Genomic DNA, 26,166 nt, shown 5'->3' with positions numbered 1-26,166 from the left:
ATGCTCAGAGGCCTGTCGTCACCGAGCCCGCTGCGGCCAGCAGGGCGGCAATGATCGGCTCCTGTCGCCGTTTGCTCAGGCAGCCTATCCCCAGCAGGAAGGGGGGGATCTCCCCCGGCGCGCTCAGGTGGCGGATCCGCGACTTCATCGGACTGTGCTCCAACGCCACCAGCGGGGCGATACCGACGCCACATCCTAGCGCCACCATGCTGATCAGCGCCTCGTGCCCGGCCACGGTGGCGTAGATTCTGGGTTTGCTCACACCTTTGCTCCGGTACCAGTGCGTCAGGCGCTGTCGTGTCTGGCCATGCTCAGGAACGATCAGTGGCAGCTGCTGCCAGTCGATCTGTGGTCGATCTAACTGGCGCTGAACAGCACAGGGGATGGTCGGGGCGATGATCGCGACGGCGATCTGGTCCAGGGTGGTGATCTGGAAGCTGGCGGGGGGCGGGCCATCGCTGGCGGTGATGGCCACATCCGCCTGCTGGGCACTGAGCTGGCTCAGGGCACCGGCGGCGTCACCGGTGGTTAACTGGATCTCCACCTCCGGATGGGCCTGACGAAAGGGATCCAGCACCTGGGGCAGGTGGCTGTAGGCGGCGGTAACCGAGCAGTAGATCTTCAGGCTGCCACGGAGGGTCTGCTCCACCGGGCTCAGGGTGTCGCGAAACTGCTGCCATTGGTTTAACTGCACCCGGGCGAATTCGGCGAACCGCTCTCCGGCCGGGGTCAGGCTGACGCTGCGGTTGTCTCGCTGCAGCAGGGGTGTGCCCAGCTCCTGTTCCAGCCGCTGTATGGCCCGGGAGAGCGCCGAGGGACTCAGGTGGTTTGCCCGTGCGGTTTGGCCAAAGTGGAGGCTCTGGGCCAGGTGGGTAAAGAGCTGCAGGGAGCGGGTGTCCATTGCCAAGGTCCTGAATGATGCCATGTTGCGTATTGCACAACTTAATGTTGCTAACATATCAATTTTAGCAACGTGTTGTCTGCCCTATGCTGGTGAGCAGGATCGGGAGGACGATCTTCTTTTTTCGGCGCGACCGGTAACCGGTGAGAGGGAGCAGACCATGGCGAACTATTTCAATACCTTGAGCTTGCGTGAGCAGTTAGCGCAGCTGGGCAAATGCCGCTTTATGGCGCGGGAGGAGTTCAGCGAGGGCTGTGACTTCATCAAGGATTGGCGCGTGGTCATTGTGGGGTGCGGTGCCCAAGGCCTGAACCAGGGGCTGAACCTGAGAGACTCCGGCCTCAATGTCGCCTACGCCCTTCGTGAGTCTGCCATTCGCGAGCAGCGCGCCTCCTACCGCAACGCCCGCGAGCACCAGTTCGAGGTGGGCAGTTTCGAGGCGCTGGTCCCCCAGGCGGACCTGGTGCTCAACCTGACGCCGGACAAACAGCACACCGCAGTGGTGACCGCCATCATGCCGCTGATGAAGCCCGGCTCGGTGCTCTCTTACTCCCACGGCTTCAACATCGTCGAGGAGGGGATGCCGATCCGCGAGGACATCACGGTGATCATGGTGGCCCCCAAGTGCCCGGGTACCGAGGTGCGTGAGGAGTACAAGCGCGGTTTCGGCGTCCCGACCCTGATCGCGGTGCACCCGGAGAACGATCCCAAGGGGATCGGCCTGAAGGTGGCCAAGGCGTATGCCGCCGCCACCGGTGGCGACCGGGCCGGGGTGCTGGAGTCCTCCTTCGTGGCGGAGGTGAAATCCGACCTGATGGGGGAGCAGACCATCCTCTGTGGCATGCTGCAGACCGGGGCCATCCTGGCCCACGAGCAGATGGTGGCCCAGGGCATGGCGCCGGGCTATGCCGCTAAGTTGATCCAGTTCGGCTGGGAGACGGTGACCGAGGGGCTCAAGCATGGCGGCATCACCAACATGATGGACCGCCTCAGTAACCCGGCCAAGATCCGCGCCTTCGAGCTGGGCGAGCAGCTGAAAGCCACCCTGCGGCCGCTGTTTCAGAAGCACATGGATGAGATCATCGACGGTACCTTCTCCCGCACCATGATGGCCGACTGGGCCAACGACGACAGGGACCTGCTGACCTGGCGTGAACAGACCAGTCAGACCTCCTTTGAACAGGCCCCCGGGTGTGATGAAACGATCAGCGAGCAGGCCTTTTACGATCGTGGCCTTTTCCTGGTGGCGATGGTCAAGGCCGGGGTGGAACTGGCATTTGAAACCATGGTCGAGGCGGGGATCATCGAGGAGTCCGCCTACTACGAATCCCTCCACGAGACACCCCTGATCGCCAACTGTATCGCCCGTAAGAAGCTGTACGAGATGAACGTGGTGATCTCCGATACCGCCGAGTATGGCAACTACCTGTTTAGCCACGCCGCGGTGCCCCTGCTGAAAGAGCTGGTCTCAGGGTTGACACTGGAGGAGATGGGGCAGGGGCTGGCGGATCCGAGCAACGGGGTCGATAACCAGCAGTTGATCGCGGTTAATGAGGCGATCCGGAGTCATCCGGTGGAGGTCGTTGGCAAGCGGCTGCGAGGCTACATGACCGCCATGAAGCGGATTGTTGATCCGCAGTAATTTCTTCCTGTGGGCGTGTTTGGCCGGGCGGATGCCCGGTTTTTTTTGTTGGGTCCACCGGTTGGCCGAGTGCGCCGAACCCCGGTGGCGTGGTCTATTACTTAAGGGGCCTCGACCCCGTCAGAGCACGGGATTATCCGGGATTCTTTGCCTTGGGGAGCACCGATGAACCAACACGCCGAAGAGCTCAAGCTGCTGCGATTCTCCATCGTGATGGCCGTCATCTACACCACCATCGGGCTGACCTGGGGACTGGTGATCCAGTCTGGCATCATCCTGTTTGATGCCATCTACTCCGGAGTGTCCATTGTCCTCTCTTTCCTCTCCCTATATGCGCTGAAGCTGGTCAAAAGCGACAGCCCCCACCCAGAGGACGTTAAGGAGAGTCGCTTCCAGATGGGGCGCACCGCCGTTGAACCTTTGGTGATCACCATCAAGTCGATCGTCATCATCGTTATCTGCCTCTACGGGCTGACGAATGCGGTGCTGGACCTGATGGCGGGTGCAAAGGGGGCGCACAACTCGGTGGCGGGGATCGGCTACGGCGTCCTGACCGCGCTGATCTGCCTCTGCAGTTATGCCTACATCCGGGTCAAGGGGCGCAAGCTTCCGGACCTGGTGCAGGCGGAATCGGAGCAGTGGCTGATCGATACGGTATTCAGTGTCCTGGTGATGGTCGCCTTTGGTATCAGCTTCCTGCTGGAGCAAACCGCCTTTGCCCACTGGGCGCCCTACGTCGATCCCATTACGGTGATTCTGGTGTCGCTCTACTTTATCCAGGTGCCGGGAAAGCGGCTGCTTACCAGCCTCCAGGAGTTGCTGCAGATGACCCCGGAGGAGTCGATCCAGACTGAGCTGGATGAGGTGGCGAAGGCGATTGCCAATGCCCACCAGCTGGGTCAGCCCTTCGTCCGTTCCACCAAGATCGGCCGACAGCTGGCGGTGGATATCGCCTTTATCCTGGATGACAAGGAGCGCCGCTACCGCATTGCCGAGTTCGACCAGATCCGTGAGCAGATCGAGGCCCGCCTTAAGCCCCTGGGGCTGTCACTGTGGCTCAATATCATCTTCACCCATGACCGCCACTGGGCCTGAGTCTGTTTCAAAGGCAGTGGCCACCTTTAGTCCACGCAATGACGCAGTGTTAATCGCTCCAATTTTTGTATTGGCGCGTTAATGGGAAAAAACGGGGCACCCTAGGGCGCCCCGTCACTGTATCTATCGCAGACGGTGGGTTGCCTTAACGAATCTCAGTTGGTGGGGCTCTCCGAGGGGTTGGGTACGCGCACCCAGCCCTCCATCAACACCCGGGCACTGCGGCTCATGATCGCCTTGGTAACCTGCCACTGCTCACCCATCTGCTCCGCTTCGGCGCCCACCTTGAGGGTGCCGGAGGGGTGGCCGAAGATCACCTGGTTGCGGATCCCGCCGCCGGCGGCGCGGTTGACCAGGGTGCCGGGGATGGCGGCCGCAGTGGCGATGGCCACCGCCGCCGTTCCCATCATGGCGTGGTGCAACTTGCCCATGGAGAGGGCGCGGACATTGAGGTCGAGCTGCTCCGCCTCGATCACCTTGCCGCTGGAGGCGATGTAGGTTTTTGGGGCGGAAACGAAGGCGATCTTCGGCGTGTGGCCGCGGCTGGCGGCCTCACTGATGTCGGTGATCAGCCCCATTTTAATGGCCCCCTGTGCGCGGATCGCTTCCAGCCGGGTCAGCGCTTCGGGGTCATTGTTGATCTCATCCTGCAGCTCAGTGCCCTGGTAACCGATCGCCTCCGCGTCCACGAATACTGTGGGGATGCCGGCGTTGATCAGGGTCGCTTCCAGGGTACCGATACCCGGGACCTCCAGGGTGTCGACCCGGTTGCCGGTGGGGAAGAGGCTGCCCTCGCCATCGGCGGGGTCGATAAACTCGATCTTCACCTCGGCGGCGGGGAAGGTGACGCCATCGAGTTCGAAGTCACCGGTCTCCTGCACCTGGCCATCGCGGATGGGAACATGGGCGATGATGGTCTTGTGGATGTTGGCCTGCCAGATCCGCACGGTACAGATCCCGTTGTCCGGCACGCGCGCCGGATCGACCAGACCGTTACTGATGGCGAAGGCGCCGACGGCGGCGGTCTGGTTACCGCAGTTGCCGCTCCAGTCCACCAGGGGCTTGTCGATGCTGACCTGGCCGAACAGGTAGTCCACATCGTGACCCGGCTGGTGGCTCCGGGAGAGGATCACCGCCTTGCTGGTGCTGGAGGTGGCATTACCCATGCCGTCGATCTGTTTTCCGTAAGGGTCGGGGCTGCCCAGCACCCTCAGCAGCAGGGCATCCCGGGCGGGGCCAGGTTGCTGGGCCGCCTCGGGCAGATCGCTCAGGTTAAAGAACACCCCTTTGCTGGTGCCACCGCGCATGTAGGTGGCGGGGATCTTAAGTTGCGGTTTGAAGCTCATAGAACTCTCCAAAGGTTGCTAGGTATTAGGGCGGGCTTCGCCCTGCTAGGTACTAGGAAAAGCCAGAGCGGCTCTTCCCAGTACCTAGTGCCTAGGCTCTTTCCTAGTACCTAGCTTTGCGCCAGGAAATCCTTGGCAAAGCGCTGCAGCACACCACCTGCATCGTACACGGAGACCTCGTCGTAGGTGTCCAGACGACAGGTCACCGGCACCTCCAGGGTCTCGCCGTTGGTACGATGAACCAGCAGCGTCAGGGTGGCCCCTGGCTTGCGCTCGCCCAGCACGTCGTAGGTTTCGGTACCATCCAGCCCCAGGATCTGCCGGGTGGTGCCGGGCTCAAACTGCAGCGGCAGCACGCCCATCCCCACCAGGTTGGTGCGGTGAATGCGCTCGAACCCTTCCGCCACGATCGCTTCAACCCCGGCCAGGCGCACGCCCTTGGCGGCCCAGTCGCGGCTGGAACCCTGGCCGTAATCGGCACCGGCGACGATGATCAGCGGCTGCTTGCGCGCCATGTAGGTCTCGATCGCCTCCCACATTCGCACCACTTTGCCCTCCGGCTCGACCCGGGCCAGGGAGCCCTGACGCACCTCGCCCTGCTCATCCCGCACCATCTCGTTGAGCAGTTTGGGGTTGGCAAAGGTCGCCCGCTGGGCGGTGAGGTGGTCGCCCCGGTGGGTGGCGTAGGAGTTAAAGTCCTCCTCCGGCAGCCCCATCTTGGCGAGGTACTCCCCGGCGGCGGAGCTGGCCAGGATGGCGTTGGAGGGGGAGAGGTGGTCCGTGGTGATGTTGTCCCCCAGCACTGCCAGCGGCCGCATCCCTTTTAGGCTGCGCTCACCGGCCAGGGCGCCCTCCCAGTAAGGGGGACGGCGGATGTAGGTGGACATCGGGCGCCAGTCGTACAGCGGGCTCTGTGCCGCCGGGTCGTCGCCGTAATCCACCGCCAGGTCGAACATCGGCTCATAGACCGATTTGAACTGCTCCGGCTTAACGAAATCCCGCACGATGGCATCGATCTCCTCGTCCGAGGGCCACAGATCCTTCAGGGTCACCGGGTTGCCCTGGGCGTCATGACCCAGCAGGTCCTGCTCGATATCGAACCGAACGGTACCGGCGATGGCGTAGGCCACCACCAGTGGCGGCGAGGCCAGGAATGCCTGCTTGGCATAGGGGTGGATGCGGCCATCGAAGTTGCGGTTGCCCGAGAGCACTGCGGTGGCGTAGAGATCCCGATCGATGATCTCCTGCTGGATCTTGGGATCCAGCGCCCCGCTCATGCCGTTGCAGGTGGTGCAGGCGAAGCCAACGATGCCGAAGCCCAGTTGCTCCAGCTCCGGCAGCAGTCCTGCGGCTTCCAGGTAGAGCTTGGCGACCTTGGAGCCGGGGGCGAAGGAGGTCTTCACCCAAGGTTTGCGCACCAGCCCCAAAGCGTTGGCCTTCTTGGCCACCAGGCCGGCGGCGACCACGTTGCGGGGGTTGGAGGTGTTGGTGCAGCTGGTGATGGCAGCGATAATCACGGCGCCATCGGGGATCAGCCCTTCAGCCTCTTCCGCCCTGGCACTGTCCAGGTCCCGGGCGATGCCACGTGCCGCGAGATCCGAGGTGGGCAGGCGGCGGTGGGGATTGGAGGGACCCGCCAGGTTGCGGCCGACGCTGGAGAGGTCAAACTCCAGCACCCGCTCGTACTGGGCTTCGCTCAGGTCATCGGCCCAGAGGCCGTTGGTCTTGGCGTACTGCTCCACCAGCGCCACCTGCTCCGGCTCACGGCCGGTGAGGGTGAGGTATTCCAGGGTCTGATCATCGATGTAGAACAGGCCGGCGGAAGCGCCGTACTCCGGGGTCATGTTGGCGATGGTGGCCCGGTCGCCGATGGTCAGGCTGGCCGCCCCTTCACCGAAGAACTCCAGGTAGGTGGAAACCACCTTTTCGCTGCGCAGGAACTCGGTGATCGCCAGCACGATGTCGGTGGCGGTGATGCCGGACTGTCGGGTGCCGGTGAGCTTGACGCCGACGATCTGCGGCAGGCGCATCATCGAGGGGCGACCCAGCATCACGGTTTCCGCCTCCAGGCCCCCGACGCCGATGGCGATGACGCCCAGGGCGTCCACATGGGGGGTGTGGCTGTCGGTGCCGACGCAGGTATCCGGGTAGGCAACGCCGTCCCGAGCCTGCACCACCGGGGACATCTTCTCCAGATTGATCTGGTGCATGATGCCGTTGCCGGCGGGGATCACGTCGACATTTTTGAACGCGGTTTTACACCAGTCGATAAAGTGGAAGCGATCGGCGTTACGACGCTCCTCGATGGCGCGGTTCTTCTCAAACGCGTCCGGATCGAAGCCGGCGTGTTCCACGGCCAGGGAGTGGTCGACGATCAGCTGGGTGGGCACCACCGGGTTCACGGCGGCGGGATCACCGCCCTGCTCGGCAATGGCGTCCCGCAGGCCGGCGAGGTCCACCAGCGCGGTTTGACCGAGGATGTCGTGACATACCACTCGGGCGGGGTACCAGGGGAAGTCGAGATCCCGCTTGCGACCGATGATCTGCTTGAGGCTGTCGGTCAGGGTAGCCGGATCGCAGCGGCGCACCAGCTGTTCGGCCAGGACGCGTGAGGTGTAGGGCAGGGTGGCAAAGGCACCGGGTTCGATCGCGTCCACGGCGGCGCGGGTATCGAAGTAGTCCAGTCCGGTACCGGGCAGGGGCTTGCGGTATTGGGTATTCATCAGGAAAAACTCTCCCAAAACAGGTAGGGCGAGCCGCGGACGACGAGTGCGTCCGCGGCGGGGGCCTTAGCGTTCGCCGAGGGCGGGAACCGGGCGGGCCTCAGGGCCGGTGTAGTCGGCGCTGGGGCGGATGATGCGGTTGTTGGCCCGCTGTTCGAAGACGTGTGCCGCCCAGCCGGTGAGGCGGGAGCAGACGAAGATCGGGGTGAACAGCTTGGTGGGGATCCCCATGTAGTGGTAGGCGGAGGCGTGGAAGAAATCGGCGTTGCAGAACAGCTTCTTCTCCTCCCACATCAGGCTCTCGCAGGCCACGGAGACCTTGTAGAGACGGTCATCGCCAAACTCTTCCGCCAGCTTCTGGGACCAGCCCTTGATGATGGCGTTGCGGGGATCGGACTCACGGTAGATGGCATGACCAAAGCCCATGATCTTCTCTTTGTTGGCCAGCTTCTGCTTGAGCACTGCCACCGCGTGCTGCTCATCCTTCATATCCTGGATCAGCTCCATCGCCGCCTCGTTGGCACCGCCGTGCAGCGGGCCGCGCAGGGAGCCGATGGCACCGGTGACGCAGGAGTGCAGATCCGACAAGGTGGAGGCGCATACCCGGGCGGTGAAGGTGGAGGCGTTAAACTCATGCTCGGCGTAGAGGATCAAAGAGACGTCCATCACCTTGGCGTGCAGCTCGGAGGGCGCCTTGCCGTGGAGCAGGTGGAGGAAGTGGGCGCCGATCTGCTCATCGTCGGTTTCGGTGTGGATCCGCACGCCGTCGTGGCTGTAGCGGTACCAGTAGCAGATGATGGAGGGGAAGGCGGCCAGCAGACGGTCGGTGCGGTCGCCCTGCTCGCTGAAGTCGGCTTCGGTCTCCAGGTTGCCCAGCATGGAGCAGCCGGTGCGCATCACGTCCATCGGGTGGGCATCGGCGGGGATCTGCTCGAGCACGGTCTTGAGCGCCTGGGGCAGGCCGCGGAGGCTCTTGAGCTTGGTGCGGTAGGCCTGCAACTGCTCGGCGTTGGGCAGCTCACCCTTGAGCAGCAGATAGGCAACCTCTTCGAAGCTGACCTTGTCCGCCAGTTCCGCGATGTCGTAACCGCGATAGGTCAGGCCGGTCCCGGATTTCCCGACGGTACAGAGGGCGGTTTCACCGGCGCTCTGGCCTCGCAGGCCTGCACCACCAATAGGTTTAGTCATTTTACAATCTCCTTATTGTCGTTGAGCGGCGTCCGCCGTCTCAGCCTTTGTTCTGGGCAAAGAGGGTATCGAGCTTATCTTCGTAGCTGTGGTAGTTGAGGAAGTCGTACAGATCTTTACGGGTCTGCATCTTCGCGACCTGGCTACGCTGATGGCCGTCGTTCTTGAGCGCTTCAAACACCTCAAGGGCCGCGGCGTTGGCGGCGCGGAACGCCCCCAGGGGGTAGAGCACCATGTCGGCGCCGGCCTCGAACAGATCTTCCTTGTTGAACAGCTCGGTCTTACCGAACTCGGTCATGTTGGCCAGGATAGGGGCGTTCACCTGCGCCTTGAACTGGCGGTAGTGATCCAGCTCGGTCAGGGCTTCGGCGAAGATCATGTCGGCACCCGCTTCCAGGTACGCCTGGGCGCGCTCGATGCCGGCCTGGATCCCCTCGCCGGCCACGGCGTCGGTGCGGGCCATAATGACAAAGCTTTCGTCGGTGCGGGCATCCACGGCGGCCTTGATGCGGTCACACATCTCCTCGATGGAGACCACCGCCTTGTTGGGGCGGTGTCCACAACGCTTCTGCGCCACCTGGTCTTCGATGTGCACGGCGGCCACGCCCACTTTCTCCATCTCCTTGATGGTGCGGGCGATGTTAAAGGCGCCTCCCCAGCCGGTATCGATGTCCACCAGCAGTGGCAGCTCGGTGGCCGAGGTGATGCGACCGGCATCGATCAGGACATCGTTGAGGGAGGTCATGCCCAGATCCGGCAGGCCGTAGGAGGCGTTGGCCACGCCGGCCCCGGAAAGGTAGAGGGCCTGATGCCCAACCCGCTCAGCCATCAGGGCGAAGTAGGCGTTAACGGTGCCGACAATCTGCAGCGGCTTGGCGGTGGCGACGGCACTGCGAAAGCGCTGTCCTGGGGTGGTGGTCTGACTCATCCTGAAGATTCCTCCATTTTTTGCCGTAATACCTGCCGTGTGTGGCGGGCGCCGGCTTCGATATGACGCCGCATCAGCAGGGCTGCCATCTCACCGTCGCCGTCGGCGATGGCGGCGAGAATGGCCCTGTGCTGGGCCAGCGCCTCAAGGGGGCGGCGGCCGCTGCTGCACTGATAGCGGTACATCTGCAGTTGGTGGTAGAGATCGCCGGTAAGGGTGGCGATCAGGGTTTGGTTGCCACTGGCTTGAATGATGCCGTAGTGGAAATCGATGTCGTCCTGGAACTCGGTGACCGGCTGGCTGGAAAAGACCGCTTCCTGGCGATCCAGCAACTGGTGCAGCTGAGCCAGTTGCTCCGGTTTGATGCGCCCGGCGGCGAGGCGGCAGGCCATGGACTCCAGCTCGGCCCGAACCTGGTAGAGGTCGTTCAGCCGGGCTTCAGTGAGGGTGGCGACTCGGGCGCCGACATGGGGGATGCGTTCGATCAGGCGGCGCTGTTCGAGACGCTGGAGTGCCTCACGAAGGGGGCCCCGGCTAACGCCGAAGCGGGTGGCGATCTCCTGCTCGTTGATCTTGCTACCCGGGCGCAGCTCACCACCAATGATGGCGTGTTGCAGCTGGGTCAGGGTGCGATCCGCAAGAGTCGGCTGTCTGGCCTCCATGACGCTCCTTGTGACACTGCGCTCATAGTGAACGAATGCTGTGCACTTTGCGCCCGACAGGGTGGATTGTCAACAAAGAGTTAACCTTTGCGTTAAGGCTTCACCCAAGATGGAAACCCTTCCACATACAATATGGCACCGATAAGTCGGGTATATTTGGACGGTGTGACCGCAAGCGCGGGAGTGAGCGAGGTTCGGGCGATTGTCTACAATCTCAGGTGATTGCTTAGGCGAGTCAAGATGAGGGCGTGCAAAGAAAAAGGGGGCCATGGTGGCCCCCGTTAACGCTTTTGGAATGGGTTCAGGGCAGGGCCAGCTGGCGGTAGAGTGGTGCCTCCGCCTCGTGCTCCTTGAGGATCGCCGTGATGGTGGCGTCCTTCTCTCGCCAAAGGCCGTTGAGCCAATGCTGGAACTCGACCCGGAACGCCTTGTCGGTGTCGTAGTTGCCATGGGGAACCTCAGAGATCGGCAGGGTCTTCACCGCCACGTCGATGCTACTGAGTCGACCGGACAGCAGGCCATACATGATGTTTTCCGGTGCATCGGGGTAGACCAGGGTCACATCGAGGATCTGATCGAACTGTTCGCCCAGGGTGTTGAGGGCAAAGGCAATACCGCCGGCTTTGGGCTTCATCAGGTACTGGAAGGGGCTGCGCTGGCGGTGATGCTTGGCGGGAGTGAGCCGTGACCCTTCGACAAAGTTGATGACACAGGTGGGCAGGTGTTTGAACTTCTCACAGCTGCGCCGGGTCACCTCGATATCCCGCCCTTTGAGTTTGGGGTTTTTCGCCAATTGGCTCTTGCTGTAGCGGCGCATGAAGGGCATATCCACGGCCCAGCAGGCCAGACCCATGACAGGGACGTAGATCAGCTGCTGTTTGAGGAAAAACTTGAGCATCGGCACCCGGTTGTGAAGCACCGCCGTGACCACGAAGATGTCCGCCCAGCTGAGGTGGTTGGCCAGCACCAGGTACCACCCCTGTCGGTCGAGTTGGGCCTGGTCCAGACCGCGTATCCGCCACTGGGTCCGGGTCGTCAGTCCCAGGATGCCACGGTTGATCGCAACCCAGCCCGACATGCAGGCGTCGCAGGCCCGAGTGACCTGACGACGGGCAGCGGGCACTGGGATCAATACTTTAAAGGTGGCCAGGAACAGGATCACCAATCCCCAAAACAGGATGTTGGCGGTGGCCAGAATGGCATTGATGGCCGCTTTCAGGGGTCCGGGCAAAAATGGCATCGTAACGTCTCTTACTCTTTGGAGTCGGGCTGTTGGCTGTCGGGGCCGGATTGAGTCAGGGACGCAAGCTTAACCGCTTTCTGCTGCCAAATCTGGTTTAACCAGCTTTGATACACCGTCCTCTCCTCTCGTTTTTGATAATTCCACCGGTTGACCTCGGTCAGACTGTGGGACTCCACCATCACCTCCACCCGGGGCACGCGGCCGCACAGGTAGTCCCAAAAGGTCGGGATGCCATGGGGATAGTGGATGGTGACATCCAACAGGGTATCCAGTTTGCCCCCCATGGCGTCCAGAGCCAGGGCGATGCCACCGACCTTGGGCTTGAGCAGGTTCGGGAAGGGGCTCTCCTGGCGTTGCTGCTTCACCGGAGTGAAACGGGTGCCCTCAACGAAGTTCATCACGCTGACCGGCTGATGGTGAAACTTCTCGCACGCCTTTCGGGTCGTGGCCTGGTCTCTGCCTCTTAGGTGCGGATTCTTGGCCAGGAAGGCCTTGCTATAACGGCGCATAAAGGGGAAGTCCAGTGCCCACCAGGCCAGCCCCAGCACCGGAACGAAGATCAGCTCCCGCTTGAGGAAGAACTTGAGGAAGGGGATCTTGCGGTTAAACACGCGCTGCAGAAGGAGGATGTCGACCCAGGACTGGTGGTTGGAGATCACCAGGTACCACTGCTTTGGGCTCAGCGGCGGCAGGGCATGGGTGATCATCTGGGTGCGGCTCAGCAGGCGTTGATTGAGATTGTTGACGCTGATCCAGAAGGTGGCGATCTCATCCACCAGAATGCTGCACCCCCGGCGAAGGGTTGGGATGGGCAGGAGTTTGACCATGCCCAACAGCAGGACAAGAGGGGCGCAAAACAGGGTATTGGCGACGTAGCCGGATAACGCCACCACACCGCGAAACAGCGACAACATGAGCACTTTCCTCGACTTGAGTGTTGGCTTCAATGTTAAGGAGTTGCTGCCTATGGGGGCAAGTGCCTGTTTAAAAAAGGGTTAGAAGGCCCAGCCGACGGCGAGATTGAGGCGGGAGTCGCTGCGCTCCTCTTCGGTCTGTCGCTGGCTGTGCTGATAGCCAAGGCGGGTCAGCACCCCCTTTCGGCCCTTCCACTGCCAACCGCCGGCAAAGGCCAGTGCCAGCCCCTTCTCCCCCTTCTGCCAGAACCACTGGTTGCCCCCTTGCAGGTAGAGGGAGTGGCGGCGTGGCAGGGCGATCTTCCGCTCCACCATCACCGGCAACTCCTTAACCGAACTGCCGTCCAGCTGGCCAAACTGGTAGCCGGTGACCAGGCTCCAGTCCTGGTGCCAGCGGAAGTGGTACTCCAGCCCCGTCAGCGCCCCCTGAAGAGAGGTCTCGTCACGACTCTCTTCGCTCAGCCAACTGGCCGCCTGGCTGATCAACAGTCGGTGCTCTTTGGCGCTCAGTGGAAAGGTGAAGAGTAACAGCAGAAGGATCCTGAAATACGGCATTTGATCTCCATTATCATCTGGCCGACAACCGTTTAACCGAAGTTTGACGCAGCCATTGCGCCACTTTAACCCGAACCTCCCAGTTGTGCCACAAGTCTGTCCATGGCGCGGTAGCCCAGGGCTTCACTGACATGGGCTTTGCTCACCTCGTCGGCCTCGGCCAGATCGGCAATGGTCCGGGCGACCCGCAAAATCCTGTGGTAGGCCCGCACCGAGAGGTTGAGCCGGACCACTGCCGTTTCGGTGAACTGGCACACTGCTCGGGGGATACCGATCCCCTCGCCCAGTTGATGGCCGGCCAGTTGGTGGTTGAGGCAGGCCTGCCGGGTGCGTGCCCACGCCTGGCCTCGCTCTACCGCTTGCCGCGCCTCAGCCGTGGTCGGGCCGCTGCGGTGGGTCTGGCTAAGTTGACCGGCGGCAAGTCGCGGCACATCGATGCTGAGATCAAAACGATCCAGCAGGGGGCCTGAGAGGCGGGAGAGGTAGCGGCGGACCTGGTCCGGGGTATCCCGGCTCTGTTCCCCCAACTCGCCGCTCGGGGAGGGATTCATCGCCGCCACCAGCTGGAAGCGGGCGGGGAAGGTGAGCTTGGCGTTGGCCCGGGAGATAACCACCTGGCCGGATTCCAGTGGCTCACGCAGGTTGTCCAGCACCGGTCGGGAAAACTCCGGCAGCTCATCCAGGAACAGCACCCCAAGGTGGGCGAGGGAGATCTCGCCGGGCTGGGGCACGCTGCCACCCCCTACCAGCGAGGCGGCAGAGCTGGAGTGATGGGGAGCGCGGTAGGGGCGCTGGGCGAAACGGGAGCCCTCTCTCAGCAGCCCGGCGACCGAGTGGATGGCCGCCACCTCCAGCGCCTGGGGCAGCTCCAGGGGAGGTAGCAGGTCTACCAGACGGCTGGCCAGCATGGTCTTGCCGGTTCCCGGGGGGCCCACCAGCAGTAGATGGTGTCCACCGGTGGCGGCGATCATCAGCGCCCGCTTGGCGTGGTCCTGGCCGACGATATCGGCCAGATCCCGTTCCGTCACAGGCTCGGGTTCAGGGAGAGGGTTAGCGGCCAGGAGTTCCGGCAGAGCCGTCTGACCGTGAAGGGCGGCGGTCAGTTCAGGCAGGGTCGCCGCCCAACGGGTTTGGGCTCCCTCGAGCAACCGGGCCTCACCGGCGTTAGCGGCGGGCAGAAACAGTCGATGGCCGGCTCGATCCCCGGCCACCAGTGCAGGCAGTAAACCGGAGACGGCGCGAAGTTCGCCACTGAGGCCCAGCTCGCCGAAAAATTCGGCCTCCTGCAGGGCGTCCAGGGGGATCTGTCCGGAGGCGGCGAGGATCCCAAGGGCGATAGGCAGGTCAAAGCGACCCCCCTGCTTGGGCAGGTCCGCCGGGGCCAGGTTGATGGTGATCCGGCGTTGCGGGAAATCGAACCCCGCGGTTTGCAGGGCAGCCCGAACCCGCTCCCGGGCTTCCCGCACCGAGGTCTCGGGCAATCCGACGATGGTGAAGCTGGGTAACCCACCGCCCAGATGAGTCTCAACGGTGACCAGCGGGGCGCTGACCCCGAGTTGTCCCCGGCTCAGGACGCATGACACAGCCATTCCACGCTCCTTGTGGAACCATAAACAGTTGAAAGTATTGGATGAGGTTAGGGAGATTGGCAACTATGCCGTCCATTCGACCCGTAGATGCCAACTGCGGCCTCTTGGCGAAACGGAGGAGACCGCCCGGCGCGACCCTACCCAATGTGACAAATAAAATTTTGGATGGGTGCCAATATAACTTTGCACTGCCCTTGGGGTCGTGGTACTTGTAAAGAAATTGTACAAAGGCGGGTGCCGTTTACCGCCGACTGGACGTGGAAGTGATGCCGCCTTATGCCCCCTCCCGAGTACCCATTTCGATGCCCGCGCTGGTGATTATCACCGGCGGGGGTCGGAGCTTGGCGCAGGGCAGCCGCCGCTAGCGACCAGGTTTCCAAGCCCCCCGCACCGCCGAGGTCCGGGGGGCTTTTTGATCCCGGCATGGGAAGCGATCGGGCTCTGGAAAGGGGGCTGGGGCCAGGGGAGCGGAGCGCGGGATCAGGACCGGTTTCGGCACCGGCTTCCGGGCCCATTTGACACGTCCATCGAATAAATTATATGACGGTATTCAGTGTCGGTTGATCCCGGCAGTGACCGCCTCGGCCGCGGCCCAGGCTTGACCATAAATGAAGGAGTATCAATGTGATCCAAGCCCAATACATCTGGTTCAATGGCGAGATGGTGCCTTTCGCCGAGGCCAAGGTCCACGTTCTCAGCCACGCACTGCATTACGGCTCGTCGGTGTTTGAAGGGATCCGCGCCTACAAGACCAACCGCGGGACCGCCGTGTTCCGTCTCCATGACCATATCCAGCGTCTTTACGACTCCGCCAAGATCTACCGTATGCCGATCCCCTACGAGCTGGAGGAGGTGAAGCAGGCGTGTCGCGATGCGGTGTGCCAGAACGGTCTGGAGTCCGCCTACATCCGCCCGCTGGCGTTCTACGGTTTCGTGGGGATGGGGGTTAATGTCCCGCCCGGCAGTCAGGCAGAGTTGATGATCGCCGCCTACGCCTGGGATGCCTACCTCGGTGAGGGGAGCGCGGAGTCCGGGGTGGATGTCTGCGTCTCCAGTTGGAACCGCCTGGCTGCCAACACCATGCCCACCGGGGCCAAGGCGGGGGGGAACTACCTCTCCAGCCAGCTGATCTCCGGTGAAGCCAAGCGCCATGGCTACAAAGAGGGGATCGCCCTGGATGTCCACGGCCATATCTCCGAAGGGGCGGGGGAGAACCTGTTCGTGGTCAAAAACGGTGTGCTCATCACCCCGCCGGTCACCGCCGCCATCCTGCCGGGACTGACCCGGGATTCCATCATCACCTTGGCCCGGGATGCGGGTCTGGAGGTGCGTGAGGAGGCCCTGGCTCGGGAAGCCCTTTACCTGGCCGACGAGATCTTCATGACCGGCACCGCCGCCGAGATTGTCCCGGTACGCAGTGTCGATGGCATCACCGTGGGCAGCGGCCGCCGAGGCCCCATCACTGAGCAGATGCAATCGCTCTTTTTCGGCCTGTTTGATGGCAGCACCGAGGACAAGTGGGGCTGGCTGGATCCGGTCAGCAAGGATGACCAGCGCAGCTTCGCCGCCCACACCCAAGCCAGCGTACTCTGAGGACTTCCCATGCCCAACTACCGCTCCCGCACCTCGACCGCCGGCCGCAACATGGCCGGTGCCCGTGCCCTCTGGCGTGCCACCGGCATGACTGACGAGGATTTTGGTAAGCCGATCATCGCCATTGCCAACTCCTACACCCAGTTTGTGCCGGGCCATGTTCACCTGAAGGATATGGGCGATCTGGTGGCGGGGGCGATTGTTGAGGCAGGGGGGGTGGCGAAAGAGTTCAACACCATCGCCGTCGATGACGGCATCGCCATGGGCCACAGCGGCATGCTCTACTCCCTGCCGAGCCGCGAGCTGATTGCTGACTCGGTGGAGTACATGACCAACGCCCACTGCGCCGATGCCCTGGTGTGCATCTCCAACTGTGACAAGATCACCCCGGGGATGCTGATGGCGGCGCTGCGACTCAACATCCCGGTGATCTTCGTCTCCGGTGGACCGATGGAGGCGGGCAAGACCAAGCTGTCTGACCAGGTGATCAAGCTGGACCTGATCGATGCCATGGTGCAGGCAGCGGACCCCAATGTCTCGGATGCGCAGGCAGAGCAGGTGGAGCGCAGTGCCTGCCCCACCTGCGGTTCCTGCTCCGGCATGTTTACCGCCAACTCGATGAACTGCCTCACCGAAGCCCTGGGACTGTCACTGCCGGGCAACGGCTCCCTGCTGGCCACCCACGCCGACCGGGAGCAGCTGTTCCTCGAGGCGGGACGACGTATTGTCGACCTGACTCAGCGTTACTACCGTGATGGCGAAGAGGCGGTACTGCCTCGTAACATCGCCAGCCGCGAGGCGTTCCAGAACGCCATGTCTCTGGATATCGCCATGGGCGGCTCCACCAACACCATCCTGCACCTGCTGGCCGCGGCTCAGGAGGGGGAGGTGGACTTCACCATGGCGGATATCGATGCCCTCTCCCGGGAGGTACCCAACCTCTGCAAGGTGGCGCCCGCCACCCCCCAGTACCATATGGAGGATGTGCACCGCGCCGGTGGCGTGATGGCCCTGCTCGGCGAGCTGGCCCGGGGAGGGCTGCTGCACACCGGGGTGGGCCATGTGGGGGGCGACTCCCTGGGTGAGGTGCTCTCCCGTTGGGACGTGTGCCGCAATGATCAGGCCCACGAGTTTTACCGGGCCGGTCCCGCGGGGATCCGCACCACCCGTGCGTTTTCGCAGGATTGCCGCTGGGACACCTTGGATCTGGATCGGGCGCAAGGCTGCATCCGCGACATCGCCCATGCCTACAGCCGCGATGGTGGCCTGGCGGTGCTCAGTGGCAACCTGGCTCCCGACGGCTGCGTGGTGAAAACCGCCGGGGTACCGGACAGCTGCCTGACCTTCCGCGGTCCTGCCCGGGTCTATGACAGCCAGGATGCGGCGGTGAATGGCATTCTCAATGGGGAGGTTCAGGCCGGTGAGGTGGTGGTGATCCGCTACGAGGGCCCCAAGGGGGGGCCGGGGATGCAGGAGATGCTCTACCCCACCAGTTACCTCAAATCGATGGGGCTGGGGCAAGCCTGTGCCCTGATCACCGACGGCCGTTTCTCCGGCGGCACCAGTGGACTCTCCATCGGCCACGTGTCGCCGGAGGCTGCCTCAGGGGGCCCCATCGCCCTGGTACAGGATGGGGATCCCATCGCCATCGACATCCCCGGCCGGGGCGTGGTGTTGGAGGTGTCGGAGGCAGAACTGGCGGCCCGAAGACAGCAGTGTCGTTTCAAACCGGATCGTCAGCGCCAGGTCTCCCTGGCGCTCAAGGCCTATGCCCATCTGGCCACCAGTGCGGATCTTGGGGCGGTGCGTAACCGGGCCCTGTTGGAGGAGTAGGTATGGTGGCAGCTGGCAAAGAGGATAGGGTGAACGGCACCGGTGACGAGCATCCCGGGGGAGAGGCCCTGGTCCAGGCCACGCTGCGCGAGATCCTGATGGCTCCGGTGTACGAGGTGGCGCGACAGACGGAGCTTTGTGCGATGGGCAAGCTGTCCGCCCGGCTCGGCTGCCAGGTTTGGCTTAAGCGGGAAGATCAGCAGCCGGTGCACTCCTTCAAGCTGCGCGGCGCGTTCAACAAGATCCACAGCTTGACCCCGGCCCAGCGGGCCGCCGGCGTGGTGGCCGCTTCTGCGGGTAACCATGCCCAGGGGGTGGCGCTGGCGGCCACACGCAGCGGGATCCGCTCGGTGATCGTGATGCCCACCACCACACCGGAGATCAAGGTGCAGTCGGTGCGTCGTCATGGCGGCGAGGTGGTGCTGTTCGGCAATGCCTTCGATGACGCCTACGGCGAAGCGATGCGGCTGGCCGAGCGGGAGGGGCTCACCCTGGTGCCTCCCTTCGACGATGCCGCAGTGATCGCCGGGCAGGGCACCGTGGGGATGGAGCTGTTGCAGCAGCGTCGGGAGCTGGATGCGGTCTTCGTCCCCGTGGGGGGCGGCGGCCTGATCGCCGGGATCGGGGCTTACCTCAAAGCGCTGGCACCGGAGATCCGGGTGATCGGCGTGGAGCCGGAGGACGCCGCCTGCCTTAAGGCGGCGTTGCAGGCGGGTCGGCCCGTGGACCTGTCCCGGGTCGGTTTGTTTGCCGACGGGGTGGCGGTGAAGCGGATCGGCCGGGCGCCCTTCGAGCTGGCGCGTCACTGCGTGGATGAGGTGATTACTGTCAGCTCCGATGAGATCTGTGCCGCGGTGCAGGATATCTACGAGGACACCCGGGCCATCGCCGAGCCGGCCGGTGCGCTGTCGCTGGCGGGCCTGAAGCGTTACTGCCAGCGGGAGGATCAGCGGGAAAGTCTCTCGGGCCAGACCCAGTTGGCGGCGATCCTCTCCGGTGCCAACATCAACTTCCACACCCTGCGCTACGTCTCCGAGCGCTGCGAGTTGGGTGAGGGCAAGGAGGCCGTGCTGGCGGTGACCATCCCCGAACGCCAGGGGGCCTTCCTGCAGTTCTGCCGCCTGTTGGGTCAGCGCAGCATCACCGAGTTCAACTACCGCCTCAGCGGCCGCGACAGGGCTAACGTCTTCGTGGGGATCCGGCTCAAGCAGCACGATGAGTTGACCGGGATCTGCAACGCCCTCGCCGAGGCCGGTTACCCCCACCAGGACCTGTCCGAGGACGAGACCGCCAAACTGCATGTGCGTTACATGGTGGGTGGCTTGCCACCGGAGCCCCTGTCGGAGCGGCTCTACCAGCTGGTATTCCCGGAGTGCCCCGGAGCACTGGAGCGCTTCCTGACCGACCTCGGGGATCGATGGAACATCTCCCTGTTTCACTACCGCAACCACGGTGCCGCCAATGGCCGGGTGCTGCTGGGACTCGAGGTGGAGGAGGCGGAGCTGTCCGATCTCGATACTCGTCTGGCCAGCCTCAACATGGACTGTCGTGATGTTACCGACAGTGCCGCCTACCGCTTCTTCCTGCGCGGGTAGCGGACCCCAAAGCTGTCGGTTCAGTGAATCGACAGCTTTGGGGTGTTTTAATTTTAAAACAGCCTGTTACAAATCCAATGCTGGGCGAAATTGCGCCCGGCGATAGACTCTTTACTCTAGCTGACCCTGCAGCATCATCGAATTAGGAAGTCACTCATGTTCAAGCGAAGCGTTCTCGTTATCGGCGGCGTATTGCTGGTACTGGCGGTTCTGGCGGGACTGAAGTACCGGCAGATCAGCGAAGGGATGGCGCGGTTTTCCAACTTTACTCCGCCGCCGGCCACGGTGTCGGCGATCACCGCCACCACCGAGCGGTGGCGCCCCCAGATCGCTACCGTCGGCACCTTGACCGCCATCGCAGGGACTGAACTCTCCACCGAGGTGGCGGGTATCGTCACCAAGATGCCATTTAACAGTGGTGAGAAGGTGGAGAAGGGCACGGTGCTGCTGCAACTGGATGACAGCGTTGAGCAGGCGAACCTGACCAGCCTGCTGGCCCAGGAGTCACTGGCGCAGATCAAGCATGACCGTATCAAGGTCCTCTTCGAGCGCCGTAACGTCTCTGCCACCGAGTTTGATGAGTCCAGCGCCAACCTGAAAGTGGCTCAGGCGGCGGTGGCCCAGACCCGGGCGAATATCGCCAAAAAGACCCTGGTGGCGCCATTTTCCGGTCAGCTGGGGATCCGCCAGGTGGATCTGGGGCAGTATCTCAAGGCGGGGGATACCATAGTGAGTTTGCAGGATCTCTCCAGCCTCTATGCCGACTTCTCCGTGCCGGAACAGCACCTGCCGGCGCTCTATGTCGGCCAGGAGGTGATTTTTCACAACAGTGCCTACCCCGGGGTGGCTTTCACGGGCAAAGTGGCCGCGTTGGAAGCCAAGGTGGATGAGAATACCCGTAACATCGCCATCCGGGCGGAGGTTCCCAATGCCGATGGGCGGCTGCGGCCCGGCATGTATGCCGAGATCCGTTTGCTGATGCGCGACACCATCGAGCCCGTGGTCCTGCCCTCCACGGCGATTACCTACAGCCCCTTTGGGGATGCGGTCTTCGTGGTGCAGGAGGATGAGGCGGGCCAGTTGCGTGCCTATCGTCGCTACGTGGAGCTGGGTGAGCAGCGCGGGGATGGGGTTGCCATCCTCTCCGGCGTGGAGGCGGGGGAGCAGGTGATCAGTGCCGGTACACTCAAGCTGGATCATGAGGCGCCGGTGCAGCTGGCTGCCGAGACGCAAGGTTAAGGCGGCGCCATGTTTACTGACATCTTTATTCGCCGCCCTGTCCTCGCGGTGGTGCTGAACCTGCTGCTGCTGGTATTCGGGGTTCGGGCACTGCTGGATCTTCAGGTGCGGCAGTACCCGGACATGGAGATTGGCCAGGTTAATGTGACCACCGCCTATCCCGGGGCCAACGCCGAACTGGTGCAGGGGTTTGTCACCACCCCGATCCAGGAGGCGATCGCCTCCACCGAGGGGATCGACTACATCAAGTCCAGCTCCCGGGCCGGGCTGAGCCAGATCGAGGTCTACCTGCAGTTGGGGGTGGATGCCAACGCCGCTATGGCGGAGATCCTCACCAAGCTCAATAAGGTGCAGGGTCAGCTGCCTTCGGAGATCAACGATCCGGTGATCGCCAAGGCCACCGCCGGCGGCGATTCCATCATGTACCTGGCTTACGTCAACGAGCAGATGTCCGGGGTACAGATCTCCGACTACCTGCGCCGGGTGGTGCAGCCCAAGCTGACCGAGGTGGCAGGCGTAGCCGAGGCGCAGCTGCTTGGCGACCAACAGTTCTCCATGCGTATCTGGCTGGATCCGGTGCGGATGCGCGCCTTTGGCGTCGGCACCGACGAGGTCAATCAGGCGCTGCGGGCCAACAACTTCCAGTCCGCCGCCGGTGAAGTGCGTGACAGCCTGACGGTGACCACGGTACGGGCCTCGACCTCGCTGCAGGACGAGGACGCCTTTGGCAACATCACGGTGAAAAGCGATGGCCAGCGTGTGGTGAAGTTGCGGGACATCGCCCGCATCGAGCTGGCCGCCCAGTCCGACAAGGTTAAGGTGGTGTTCAAAGGCCAGCAAGCGGTCTACATCGGTATCAATACCACCCCGGATGCCAACCCGCTGGAGGTCTCCCACGGGGTACGTCAGGTGCTGCCGCAGATCGAGCGCAACCTGCCGCCGGGGATGCAGCAGATCCTCGCCCACGACTCCACTGAGTACATCGACGAGTCCATCAATGAGGTGTTGATGACCCTGGTGGAAGCCGTCCTCATTGTGATTCTGGTGGTGTTCCTGTTTTTGGGATCACTGCGCTCGGTTTTGATCCCCATCGTCACTGTGCCGTTGTCGCTGATCGGTGTCTGCCTCTTCATGCTGGGGCTGGGGTTCTCACTGAACCTGCTGACCCTGCTGGCGATGGTGATGGCCATCTCGCTGGTAGTGGATGACGCCATCGTGGTGGTGGAGAACGTCCATCGCCACCTGGAGGAGGGGCTGTCGCCGGTGCGGGCCGCGGTGATCGGCGCCCGGGAGATCGCCCTGCCGGTGATCGCCATGACCCTTACCCTGGCGGCGGTGTACGCCCCCATTGGCTTCATGGGGGGCTTGACCGGTAGTCTGTTTACCGAGTTTGCCTTTACCCTGGCGGGTGCGGTGCTGATCTCCGGTTTCATCGCCCTGACCCTGTCGCCGGTGATGTGCGCCAAACTGCTCAACAAGCAGGCGCTGGAGGGGCGTTTCGTGCGCTGGCTCGACCACCATTTTGGCCGTCTCAAGGAGGGCTATCAGTCCCTGCTTGGCCAGGTGGTGCATGGCTACCGGGGCCCCATCCTGGCGTCGGTGCCGCTGCTGCTTCTGGCCATCGCCGCGATGTTCATGCTGACCCGTTCCGAGCTGGCGCCGGATGAAGATCAGGGCTTTATCTTCAACATCGCCATGGGGCCGGACAACGCCAACGTGAATTACAGCTTCGAGTACGCCAAGCAGTTCCAGCAGATCGCGGAAAGCTTCCCGGAGTATCAGCAAACTTTCATGTTTGCCGGCTATCCGGCGGAGAGTCAGTTTATGGGGGGCCTGGTACTCAAGCCCTGGAGTGAGCGTGAGCGCACCCAGATGGCGATCCAGCCTGAGTTGCAGGCGATGGTGAAAAAGATCCCGGGCATGAACGTCTTCTCGGTTAACCCGCCGGCGCTGCCCGGTGCGCCCTCCGGTTTGCCCATCGCCTTCGTGATCACCTCCACGGCGGATCACGCCACCCTGTATCAGGTGGCGGCGGAGCTGACCCAGCGGGCCCGAGAATCCGGTAAGTTTATCGTCGTGAATAACACCCTGAAGATGAACAAGCCCCAGGTGCATATCCAGATCGACCGACAGAAGGCAGGCCAGCTCGGGGTGTCGATGCGGACCATCGGCGTTGCCCTGGCGACCCAGCTTGGGGATTTCCGCACCAACTATTTCGACATCTCCGGCCGCAGCTATGAGGTGATCCCCCAGGCCAATGCGCAGTTCCGCATGACCCGGGACAATATCGCCAACCTCTACGTCCGTACCGACAGCGGCGCCCAGGTGCCGCTCTCCACCCTGGTGACTGTCAGCAATGAGGTGATCCCCAATGCGTTGACGCAGTTCCAGCAGCTCAATGCTGCCACCATTGAGGCGATGCCGGTGCCCGGTGCCGTGACCGTAGCGGACGCCCACGCCTTTCTGCGGGACGCGCTGGCGGAGATCGCCCCCCAGGGGTTTGCCTATGACTTCGCTGGCCAGAGTCGCCAGTTTGAGCAGGAGGGCAGTGCCCTGTACGTCACCTTTGCCCTGGCCCTGCTGGTGATCTTCCTGGTGCTGGCGGCGCAGTTTGAAAGCTGGCGCGACCCTGTTGTGGTGCTGGTGACGGTGCCGCTGTCGATCTTCGGCGCCATGATCCCGCTGTTCCTCGGCGCGGCGACTCTCAACATCTACACCCAGGTGGGATTGATCACCCTGGTGGGCTTGATCTCCAAGCACGGGATCCTGATCGTTGAGTTTGCCAACCAGCTGCAACGCCGGGGACGGGAGCGGGCTGAGGCGGTGGTGGAGTCGGCGGCGCTGCGCCTGCGTCCCATCCTGATGACTACTGCCGCCATGGTACTGGGGGTGATGCCACTGGTGCTGGCGGATGGTGCCGGCGCGGTATCCCGATTCAACATCGGCCTGGTGATCACCGTCGGGCTCTCTGTCGGTACCCTGTTCACCCTGTTCGTGGTGCCCGTGATGTACAGCCTGTTCGCGGCCCGCATCGACAACGAGGCGGAGGCGGAACTGCTGGCGGCGACCCGCTGAGCCGTCAGCGTCATCTCCTGGAAACCGGCCGAATCACATTGAGTCCGGCTGTTTTTTTTGCATTGCACCATCTGTGATACCTTCGGGGACGGTATTTCGTTATTCGAGTGCGCAGGAGCCTACATGAGCATTGCCCCCTTTCACCCCACCCCGCGAACCCTGATGGGGCCGGGTCCCTCTGATGTCCATCCCCAGGTGCTGCAAGCCCTGGCCAAACCCACCGTGGGCCACCTGGATCCCCAGTTTGTGGCGATGATGGATGAGGTCAAGGCATTGATCCAGTATGCCTTTCAGACCGAAAACCCCTTCACCATCGCCGTCTCCGCTCCCGGCAGCGCCGGCATGGAGACCTGCTTCGTCAACCTGGTAGAACCCGGGGACAAGGTGATCGTGTGCCGCAACGGTGTGTTTGGCGAGCGAATGCGCCAGAACGTGGTGCGGGTCGGCGGTGAGGCCGTGGTGGTGGATGATGCCTGGGGCGCGCCGGTTTCCGTCGACAAGGTAGCGGACGCGCTCAATCGCCATCCGGATGCCAAGTTCCTGGCGTTTGTCCATGCGGAAACCTCCACCGGCGCACTCTCCGATGCCCAGGCTCTCTGTGCGCTGGCCCAGGAGCACGAGGTGCTGAGCATCGTCGATGCTGTCACCTCTCTGGGTGGGGTGGAGCTGAAAGTGGATGAGTGGGGGATCGACGCCATCTACTCAGGCAGTCAGAAGTGCCTCTCCTGTGTGCCGGGGCTGTCACCGGTCTCCTTCTCGCCCCGGGCGGTTGCCAAGCTGGAAGCGCGGCAGACACCGGTACCGAGCTGGTTCCTGGATCAGACCCTGGTGATGGGTTACTGGGCTGGCACCGGCAAGCGCAGTTACCACCACACCGCCCCGGTGAACAGCCTTTATGCCCTGCACGAGTCGCTGCGGCTGCTTAAAGAGGAGGGGCTGGAAAACGCCTGGGCCCGCCACCGTGCCATGCACGAGAAACTCAAAGCGGGGCTGGATACTCTGGGTTTGAAGTTCGTGGTGGAGGAGGCGCATCGCTTGCCTCAACTCAACACCGTCCATATTCCCGAGGGGATCGACGACGCTGCCGTGCGCGCTGCACTGCTTAACCGGTTTAACCTTGAGATCGGGGCCGGCCTCGGAGACCTGGCGGGCAAAGCCTGGCGTATCGGCTTGATGGGGTATGCTGCCCGGGAGGAAAACGTCACCCTCTGCCTGGCTGCGCTGGCCCAGGTAATGGCAGAGGCCCGACGCTGACACTGATCTGGCAGGCCGCAAGGGCTTTACGCCAGTGAACAACGGCACCCTAAGGGTGCCGTTTTGCTTTTTGCTGCCTCGGAGGGTCAAAGGGGTTTGAGCATCAGCACCCAGTCACCGCCATGGGGGCTGCCGGGATAGGGGACTACGGGACGGGCGTGCGTGCCCCGGTAGCCCAGCTGTTCATACAGTCGCCTGGCCCCACGGTTTTGTGAGGCGACGATCAGGCTCATTTGGCGACAGCCGGCTTCCCGGGCGGATCCTTCTGTGTCCTTCATCAGGGCTGTGGCCACTCCCTGGCCGCGAAAACGGGCGTCGGTGGCGATGGCGTTGATGTACCAGCTACCGGGCGCTTCCGCCTCAAGTTGCACCAGTGGCCGCACGATGTCGGGGTACTCGGACAGAGCGTCCAGATCATAGGGGTCGGGCTGCCGGTAGGCGATCACCATCCCCATCAGCTCGCCACTGTCGTCGAGGCAAACCCTGGCGTTGTGGTAGCTGAAGCCGCCCTCCTCCCGCGCGGCCCGCCGAGCGCCGACATCCAGCGGGCTTTCACCCGCTTCGGCCAATGCGCTCCACAGGTATTCCGGGATCCCCTCGCCGGCAAGATTGATCAGAAAGGCCAGTTCACGGGCCTGGGTTTGCTCGGCGGCCGTTATCTTCATCTCCCCCCTCCGCTTCGGTGGACATGGTCTCTTCTAGGCATAGCCCATGACGGGGTTGATTCCAGACCTTGCGAGGGAGTTGTGCCTTTTCAGGCCACGACGTCGTCTTCCTGTAGAGCTAAAAAT

Annotated in this window: 19 protein-coding genes; 8 read left to right on the top strand and 11 right to left on the bottom strand. The window is 63.0% G+C overall.

The features are described from left to right. Positions 1-4 precede the first annotated feature (4 nt). On the bottom strand, positions 5-901 hold the full coding sequence (gene ilvY, locus ABD997_RS01860) for an HTH-type transcriptional activator IlvY (protein ID WP_345315310.1): 897 nt from the start codon (positions 899-901) through the stop codon (positions 5-7). A 160-nt stretch (positions 902-1,061) separates the two neighbouring features. Here ilvY and ilvC point away from each other — a divergent pair, with 160 nt between their 5' ends. Both ilvC and ABD997_RS01850 read left to right on the top strand, forming a co-directional pair. Then, positions 1,062-2,543 (top strand): ketol-acid reductoisomerase, encoded by a 1,482-nt coding sequence (ilvC, locus tag ABD997_RS01855; protein ID WP_345315309.1) that lies wholly within the window; start codon positions 1,062-1,064, stop codon positions 2,541-2,543. A gap of 165 nt (positions 2,544-2,708) precedes the next feature. Next, complete coding sequence (locus ABD997_RS01850) at positions 2,709-3,638, top strand: cation diffusion facilitator family transporter (protein ID WP_345315308.1); 930 nt, start codon at positions 2,709-2,711, stop codon at positions 3,636-3,638. A gap of 155 nt (positions 3,639-3,793) precedes the next feature. On the opposite strand, the gene prpF is transcribed toward ABD997_RS01850, so the two are convergent. The 9 genes from prpF to ABD997_RS01805 all read right to left on the bottom strand — a co-directional run bounded on the left by prpF (position 3,794) and on the right by ABD997_RS01805 (position 14,786). After that, a complete protein-coding gene (gene prpF / locus ABD997_RS01845; RefSeq protein ID WP_345315307.1) occupies positions 3,794-4,984 on the bottom strand; it encodes a 2-methylaconitate cis-trans isomerase PrpF in 1,191 nt (396 codons plus the stop codon). 110 nt (positions 4,985-5,094) lie between these two features. Continuing rightward, positions 5,095-7,707, bottom strand: coding sequence for a Fe/S-dependent 2-methylisocitrate dehydratase AcnD (acnD, locus tag ABD997_RS01840; protein WP_345315306.1), 2,613 nt, complete (start codon positions 7,705-7,707; stop codon positions 5,095-5,097). 66 nt (positions 7,708-7,773) lie between these two features. After that, complete coding sequence (prpC, locus tag ABD997_RS01835; RefSeq protein WP_345315305.1) at positions 7,774-8,895, bottom strand: bifunctional 2-methylcitrate synthase/citrate synthase; 1,122 nt, start codon at positions 8,893-8,895, stop codon at positions 7,774-7,776. A gap of 40 nt (positions 8,896-8,935) precedes the next feature. Then, positions 8,936-9,823 (bottom strand): methylisocitrate lyase, encoded by an 888-nt coding sequence (gene prpB, locus ABD997_RS01830; protein ID WP_345315304.1) that lies wholly within the window; start codon positions 9,821-9,823, stop codon positions 8,936-8,938. Continuing rightward, positions 9,820-10,485, bottom strand: a complete 666-nt coding sequence (locus tag ABD997_RS01825) for a GntR family transcriptional regulator (protein WP_345315303.1) — start codon at positions 10,483-10,485, stop codon at positions 9,820-9,822. The genes prpB and ABD997_RS01825 overlap by 4 nt, the downstream gene beginning before the upstream one ends. Positions 10,486-10,786: 301 nt before the next feature. Beyond that, positions 10,787-11,725, bottom strand: a complete 939-nt coding sequence (locus tag ABD997_RS01820) for a 1-acylglycerol-3-phosphate O-acyltransferase, YihG family (RefSeq protein ID WP_345315302.1) — start codon at positions 11,723-11,725, stop codon at positions 10,787-10,789. An 11-nt stretch (positions 11,726-11,736) separates the two neighbouring features. Beyond that, complete coding sequence (locus tag ABD997_RS01815; RefSeq protein WP_345315301.1) at positions 11,737-12,642, bottom strand: 1-acylglycerol-3-phosphate O-acyltransferase, YihG family; 906 nt, start codon at positions 12,640-12,642, stop codon at positions 11,737-11,739. A gap of 81 nt (positions 12,643-12,723) precedes the next feature. Further along, entirely contained in the window at positions 12,724-13,197 is a 474-nt protein-coding gene (locus ABD997_RS01810; RefSeq protein ID WP_345315300.1) for a hypothetical protein, read from the bottom strand. A gap of 65 nt (positions 13,198-13,262) precedes the next feature. After that, entirely contained in the window at positions 13,263-14,786 is a 1,524-nt protein-coding gene (locus ABD997_RS01805) for a YifB family Mg chelatase-like AAA ATPase (protein ID WP_345315299.1), read from the bottom strand. 624 nt (positions 14,787-15,410) lie between these two features. Here ABD997_RS01805 and ABD997_RS01800 point away from each other — a divergent pair. The 6 genes from ABD997_RS01800 (at position 15,411) to ABD997_RS01775 (ending at position 25,375) form a co-directional block, all read left to right on the top strand. Continuing rightward, complete coding sequence (locus tag ABD997_RS01800; protein WP_425557027.1) at positions 15,411-16,379, top strand: branched-chain amino acid transaminase; 969 nt, start codon at positions 15,411-15,413, stop codon at positions 16,377-16,379. 9 nt (positions 16,380-16,388) lie between these two features. Continuing rightward, positions 16,389-18,212 carry a dihydroxy-acid dehydratase gene (gene ilvD / locus ABD997_RS01795; RefSeq protein ID WP_345315298.1) on the top strand — a complete coding sequence of 608 codons (1,824 nt, stop codon included), beginning with the start codon at positions 16,389-16,391 and terminating at the stop codon, positions 18,210-18,212. Positions 18,213-18,214: 2 nt separating this feature from the next. After that, positions 18,215-19,807: a threonine ammonia-lyase, biosynthetic gene (ilvA, locus tag ABD997_RS01790; RefSeq protein ID WP_345315297.1), complete on the top strand. Its 1,593-nt coding sequence runs from the start codon at positions 18,215-18,217 to the stop codon at positions 19,805-19,807. Between the two features lie 156 nt (positions 19,808-19,963). Beyond that, a complete protein-coding gene (locus tag ABD997_RS01785; RefSeq protein ID WP_345315296.1) occupies positions 19,964-21,046 on the top strand; it encodes an efflux RND transporter periplasmic adaptor subunit in 1,083 nt (360 codons plus the stop codon). Positions 21,047-21,055: 9 nt separating this feature from the next. Next, positions 21,056-24,121, top strand: a complete 3,066-nt coding sequence (locus ABD997_RS01780; protein WP_345315295.1) for an efflux RND transporter permease subunit — start codon at positions 21,056-21,058, stop codon at positions 24,119-24,121. A gap of 123 nt (positions 24,122-24,244) precedes the next feature. Beyond that, positions 24,245-25,375, top strand: coding sequence for a pyridoxal-phosphate-dependent aminotransferase family protein (locus ABD997_RS01775; protein ID WP_345315294.1), 1,131 nt, complete (start codon positions 24,245-24,247; stop codon positions 25,373-25,375). A gap of 86 nt (positions 25,376-25,461) precedes the next feature. On the opposite strand, the gene ABD997_RS01770 is transcribed toward ABD997_RS01775, so the two are convergent. Then, positions 25,462-26,040, bottom strand: coding sequence for a GNAT family N-acetyltransferase (locus ABD997_RS01770; protein ID WP_345315293.1), 579 nt, complete (start codon positions 26,038-26,040; stop codon positions 25,462-25,464). Positions 26,041-26,166: the final 126 nt, after the last annotated feature.

Source organism: Ferrimonas gelatinilytica (assembly GCF_039544205.1).
In the GTDB taxonomy this organism is placed as follows: Bacteria; Pseudomonadota; Gammaproteobacteria; order Enterobacterales; family Shewanellaceae; genus Ferrimonas; species Ferrimonas gelatinilytica.
Note: the sequence above shows the minus strand (reverse complement) of the source record. Positions and strands in the feature narration are given on the sequence as shown.

Excerpts from the sequence above, each read along its gene's own strand:
- prpC (WP_345315305.1), bottom strand. The coding sequence starts at position 8,895 with ATGACTAAACCTATTGGTGGTGCAGGCCTGCGAGGCCAGAGCGCCGGT.
- ABD997_RS01850 (WP_345315308.1), top strand. The coding sequence starts at position 2,709 with ATGAACCAACACGCCGAAGAGCTCAAGCTGCTGCGATTCTCCATCGTG.
- ilvA (WP_345315297.1), top strand. The coding sequence starts at position 18,215 with ATGGTGGCAGCTGGCAAAGAGGATAGGGTGAACGGCACCGGTGACGAG.
- ABD997_RS01805 (WP_345315299.1), bottom strand. The coding sequence starts at position 14,786 with ATGGCTGTGTCATGCGTCCTGAGCCGGGGACAACTCGGGGTCAGCGCC.
- ABD997_RS01820 (WP_345315302.1), bottom strand. The coding sequence starts at position 11,725 with ATGCCATTTTTGCCCGGACCCCTGAAAGCGGCCATCAATGCCATTCTG.
- ABD997_RS01780 (WP_345315295.1), top strand. The coding sequence starts at position 21,056 with ATGTTTACTGACATCTTTATTCGCCGCCCTGTCCTCGCGGTGGTGCTG.
- ABD997_RS01810 (WP_345315300.1), bottom strand. The coding sequence starts at position 13,197 with ATGCCGTATTTCAGGATCCTTCTGCTGTTACTCTTCACCTTTCCACTG.
- ABD997_RS01785 (WP_345315296.1), top strand. The coding sequence starts at position 19,964 with ATGTTCAAGCGAAGCGTTCTCGTTATCGGCGGCGTATTGCTGGTACTG.
- ABD997_RS01770 (WP_345315293.1), bottom strand. The coding sequence starts at position 26,040 with ATGAAGATAACGGCCGCCGAGCAAACCCAGGCCCGTGAACTGGCCTTT.
- acnD (WP_345315306.1), bottom strand. The coding sequence starts at position 7,707 with ATGAATACCCAATACCGCAAGCCCCTGCCCGGTACCGGACTGGACTAC.
- ilvC (WP_345315309.1), top strand. The coding sequence starts at position 1,062 with ATGGCGAACTATTTCAATACCTTGAGCTTGCGTGAGCAGTTAGCGCAG.
- prpB (WP_345315304.1), bottom strand. The coding sequence starts at position 9,823 with ATGAGTCAGACCACCACCCCAGGACAGCGCTTTCGCAGTGCCGTCGCC.
- ABD997_RS01775 (WP_345315294.1), top strand. The coding sequence starts at position 24,245 with ATGAGCATTGCCCCCTTTCACCCCACCCCGCGAACCCTGATGGGGCCG.
- ilvY (WP_345315310.1), bottom strand. The coding sequence starts at position 901 with ATGGACACCCGCTCCCTGCAGCTCTTTACCCACCTGGCCCAGAGCCTC.
- ABD997_RS01815 (WP_345315301.1), bottom strand. The coding sequence starts at position 12,642 with ATGTTGTCGCTGTTTCGCGGTGTGGTGGCGTTATCCGGCTACGTCGCC.
- ABD997_RS01825 (WP_345315303.1), bottom strand. The coding sequence starts at position 10,485 with ATGGAGGCCAGACAGCCGACTCTTGCGGATCGCACCCTGACCCAGCTG.
- prpF (WP_345315307.1), bottom strand. The coding sequence starts at position 4,984 with ATGAGCTTCAAACCGCAACTTAAGATCCCCGCCACCTACATGCGCGGT.
- ilvD (WP_345315298.1), top strand. The coding sequence starts at position 16,389 with ATGCCCAACTACCGCTCCCGCACCTCGACCGCCGGCCGCAACATGGCC.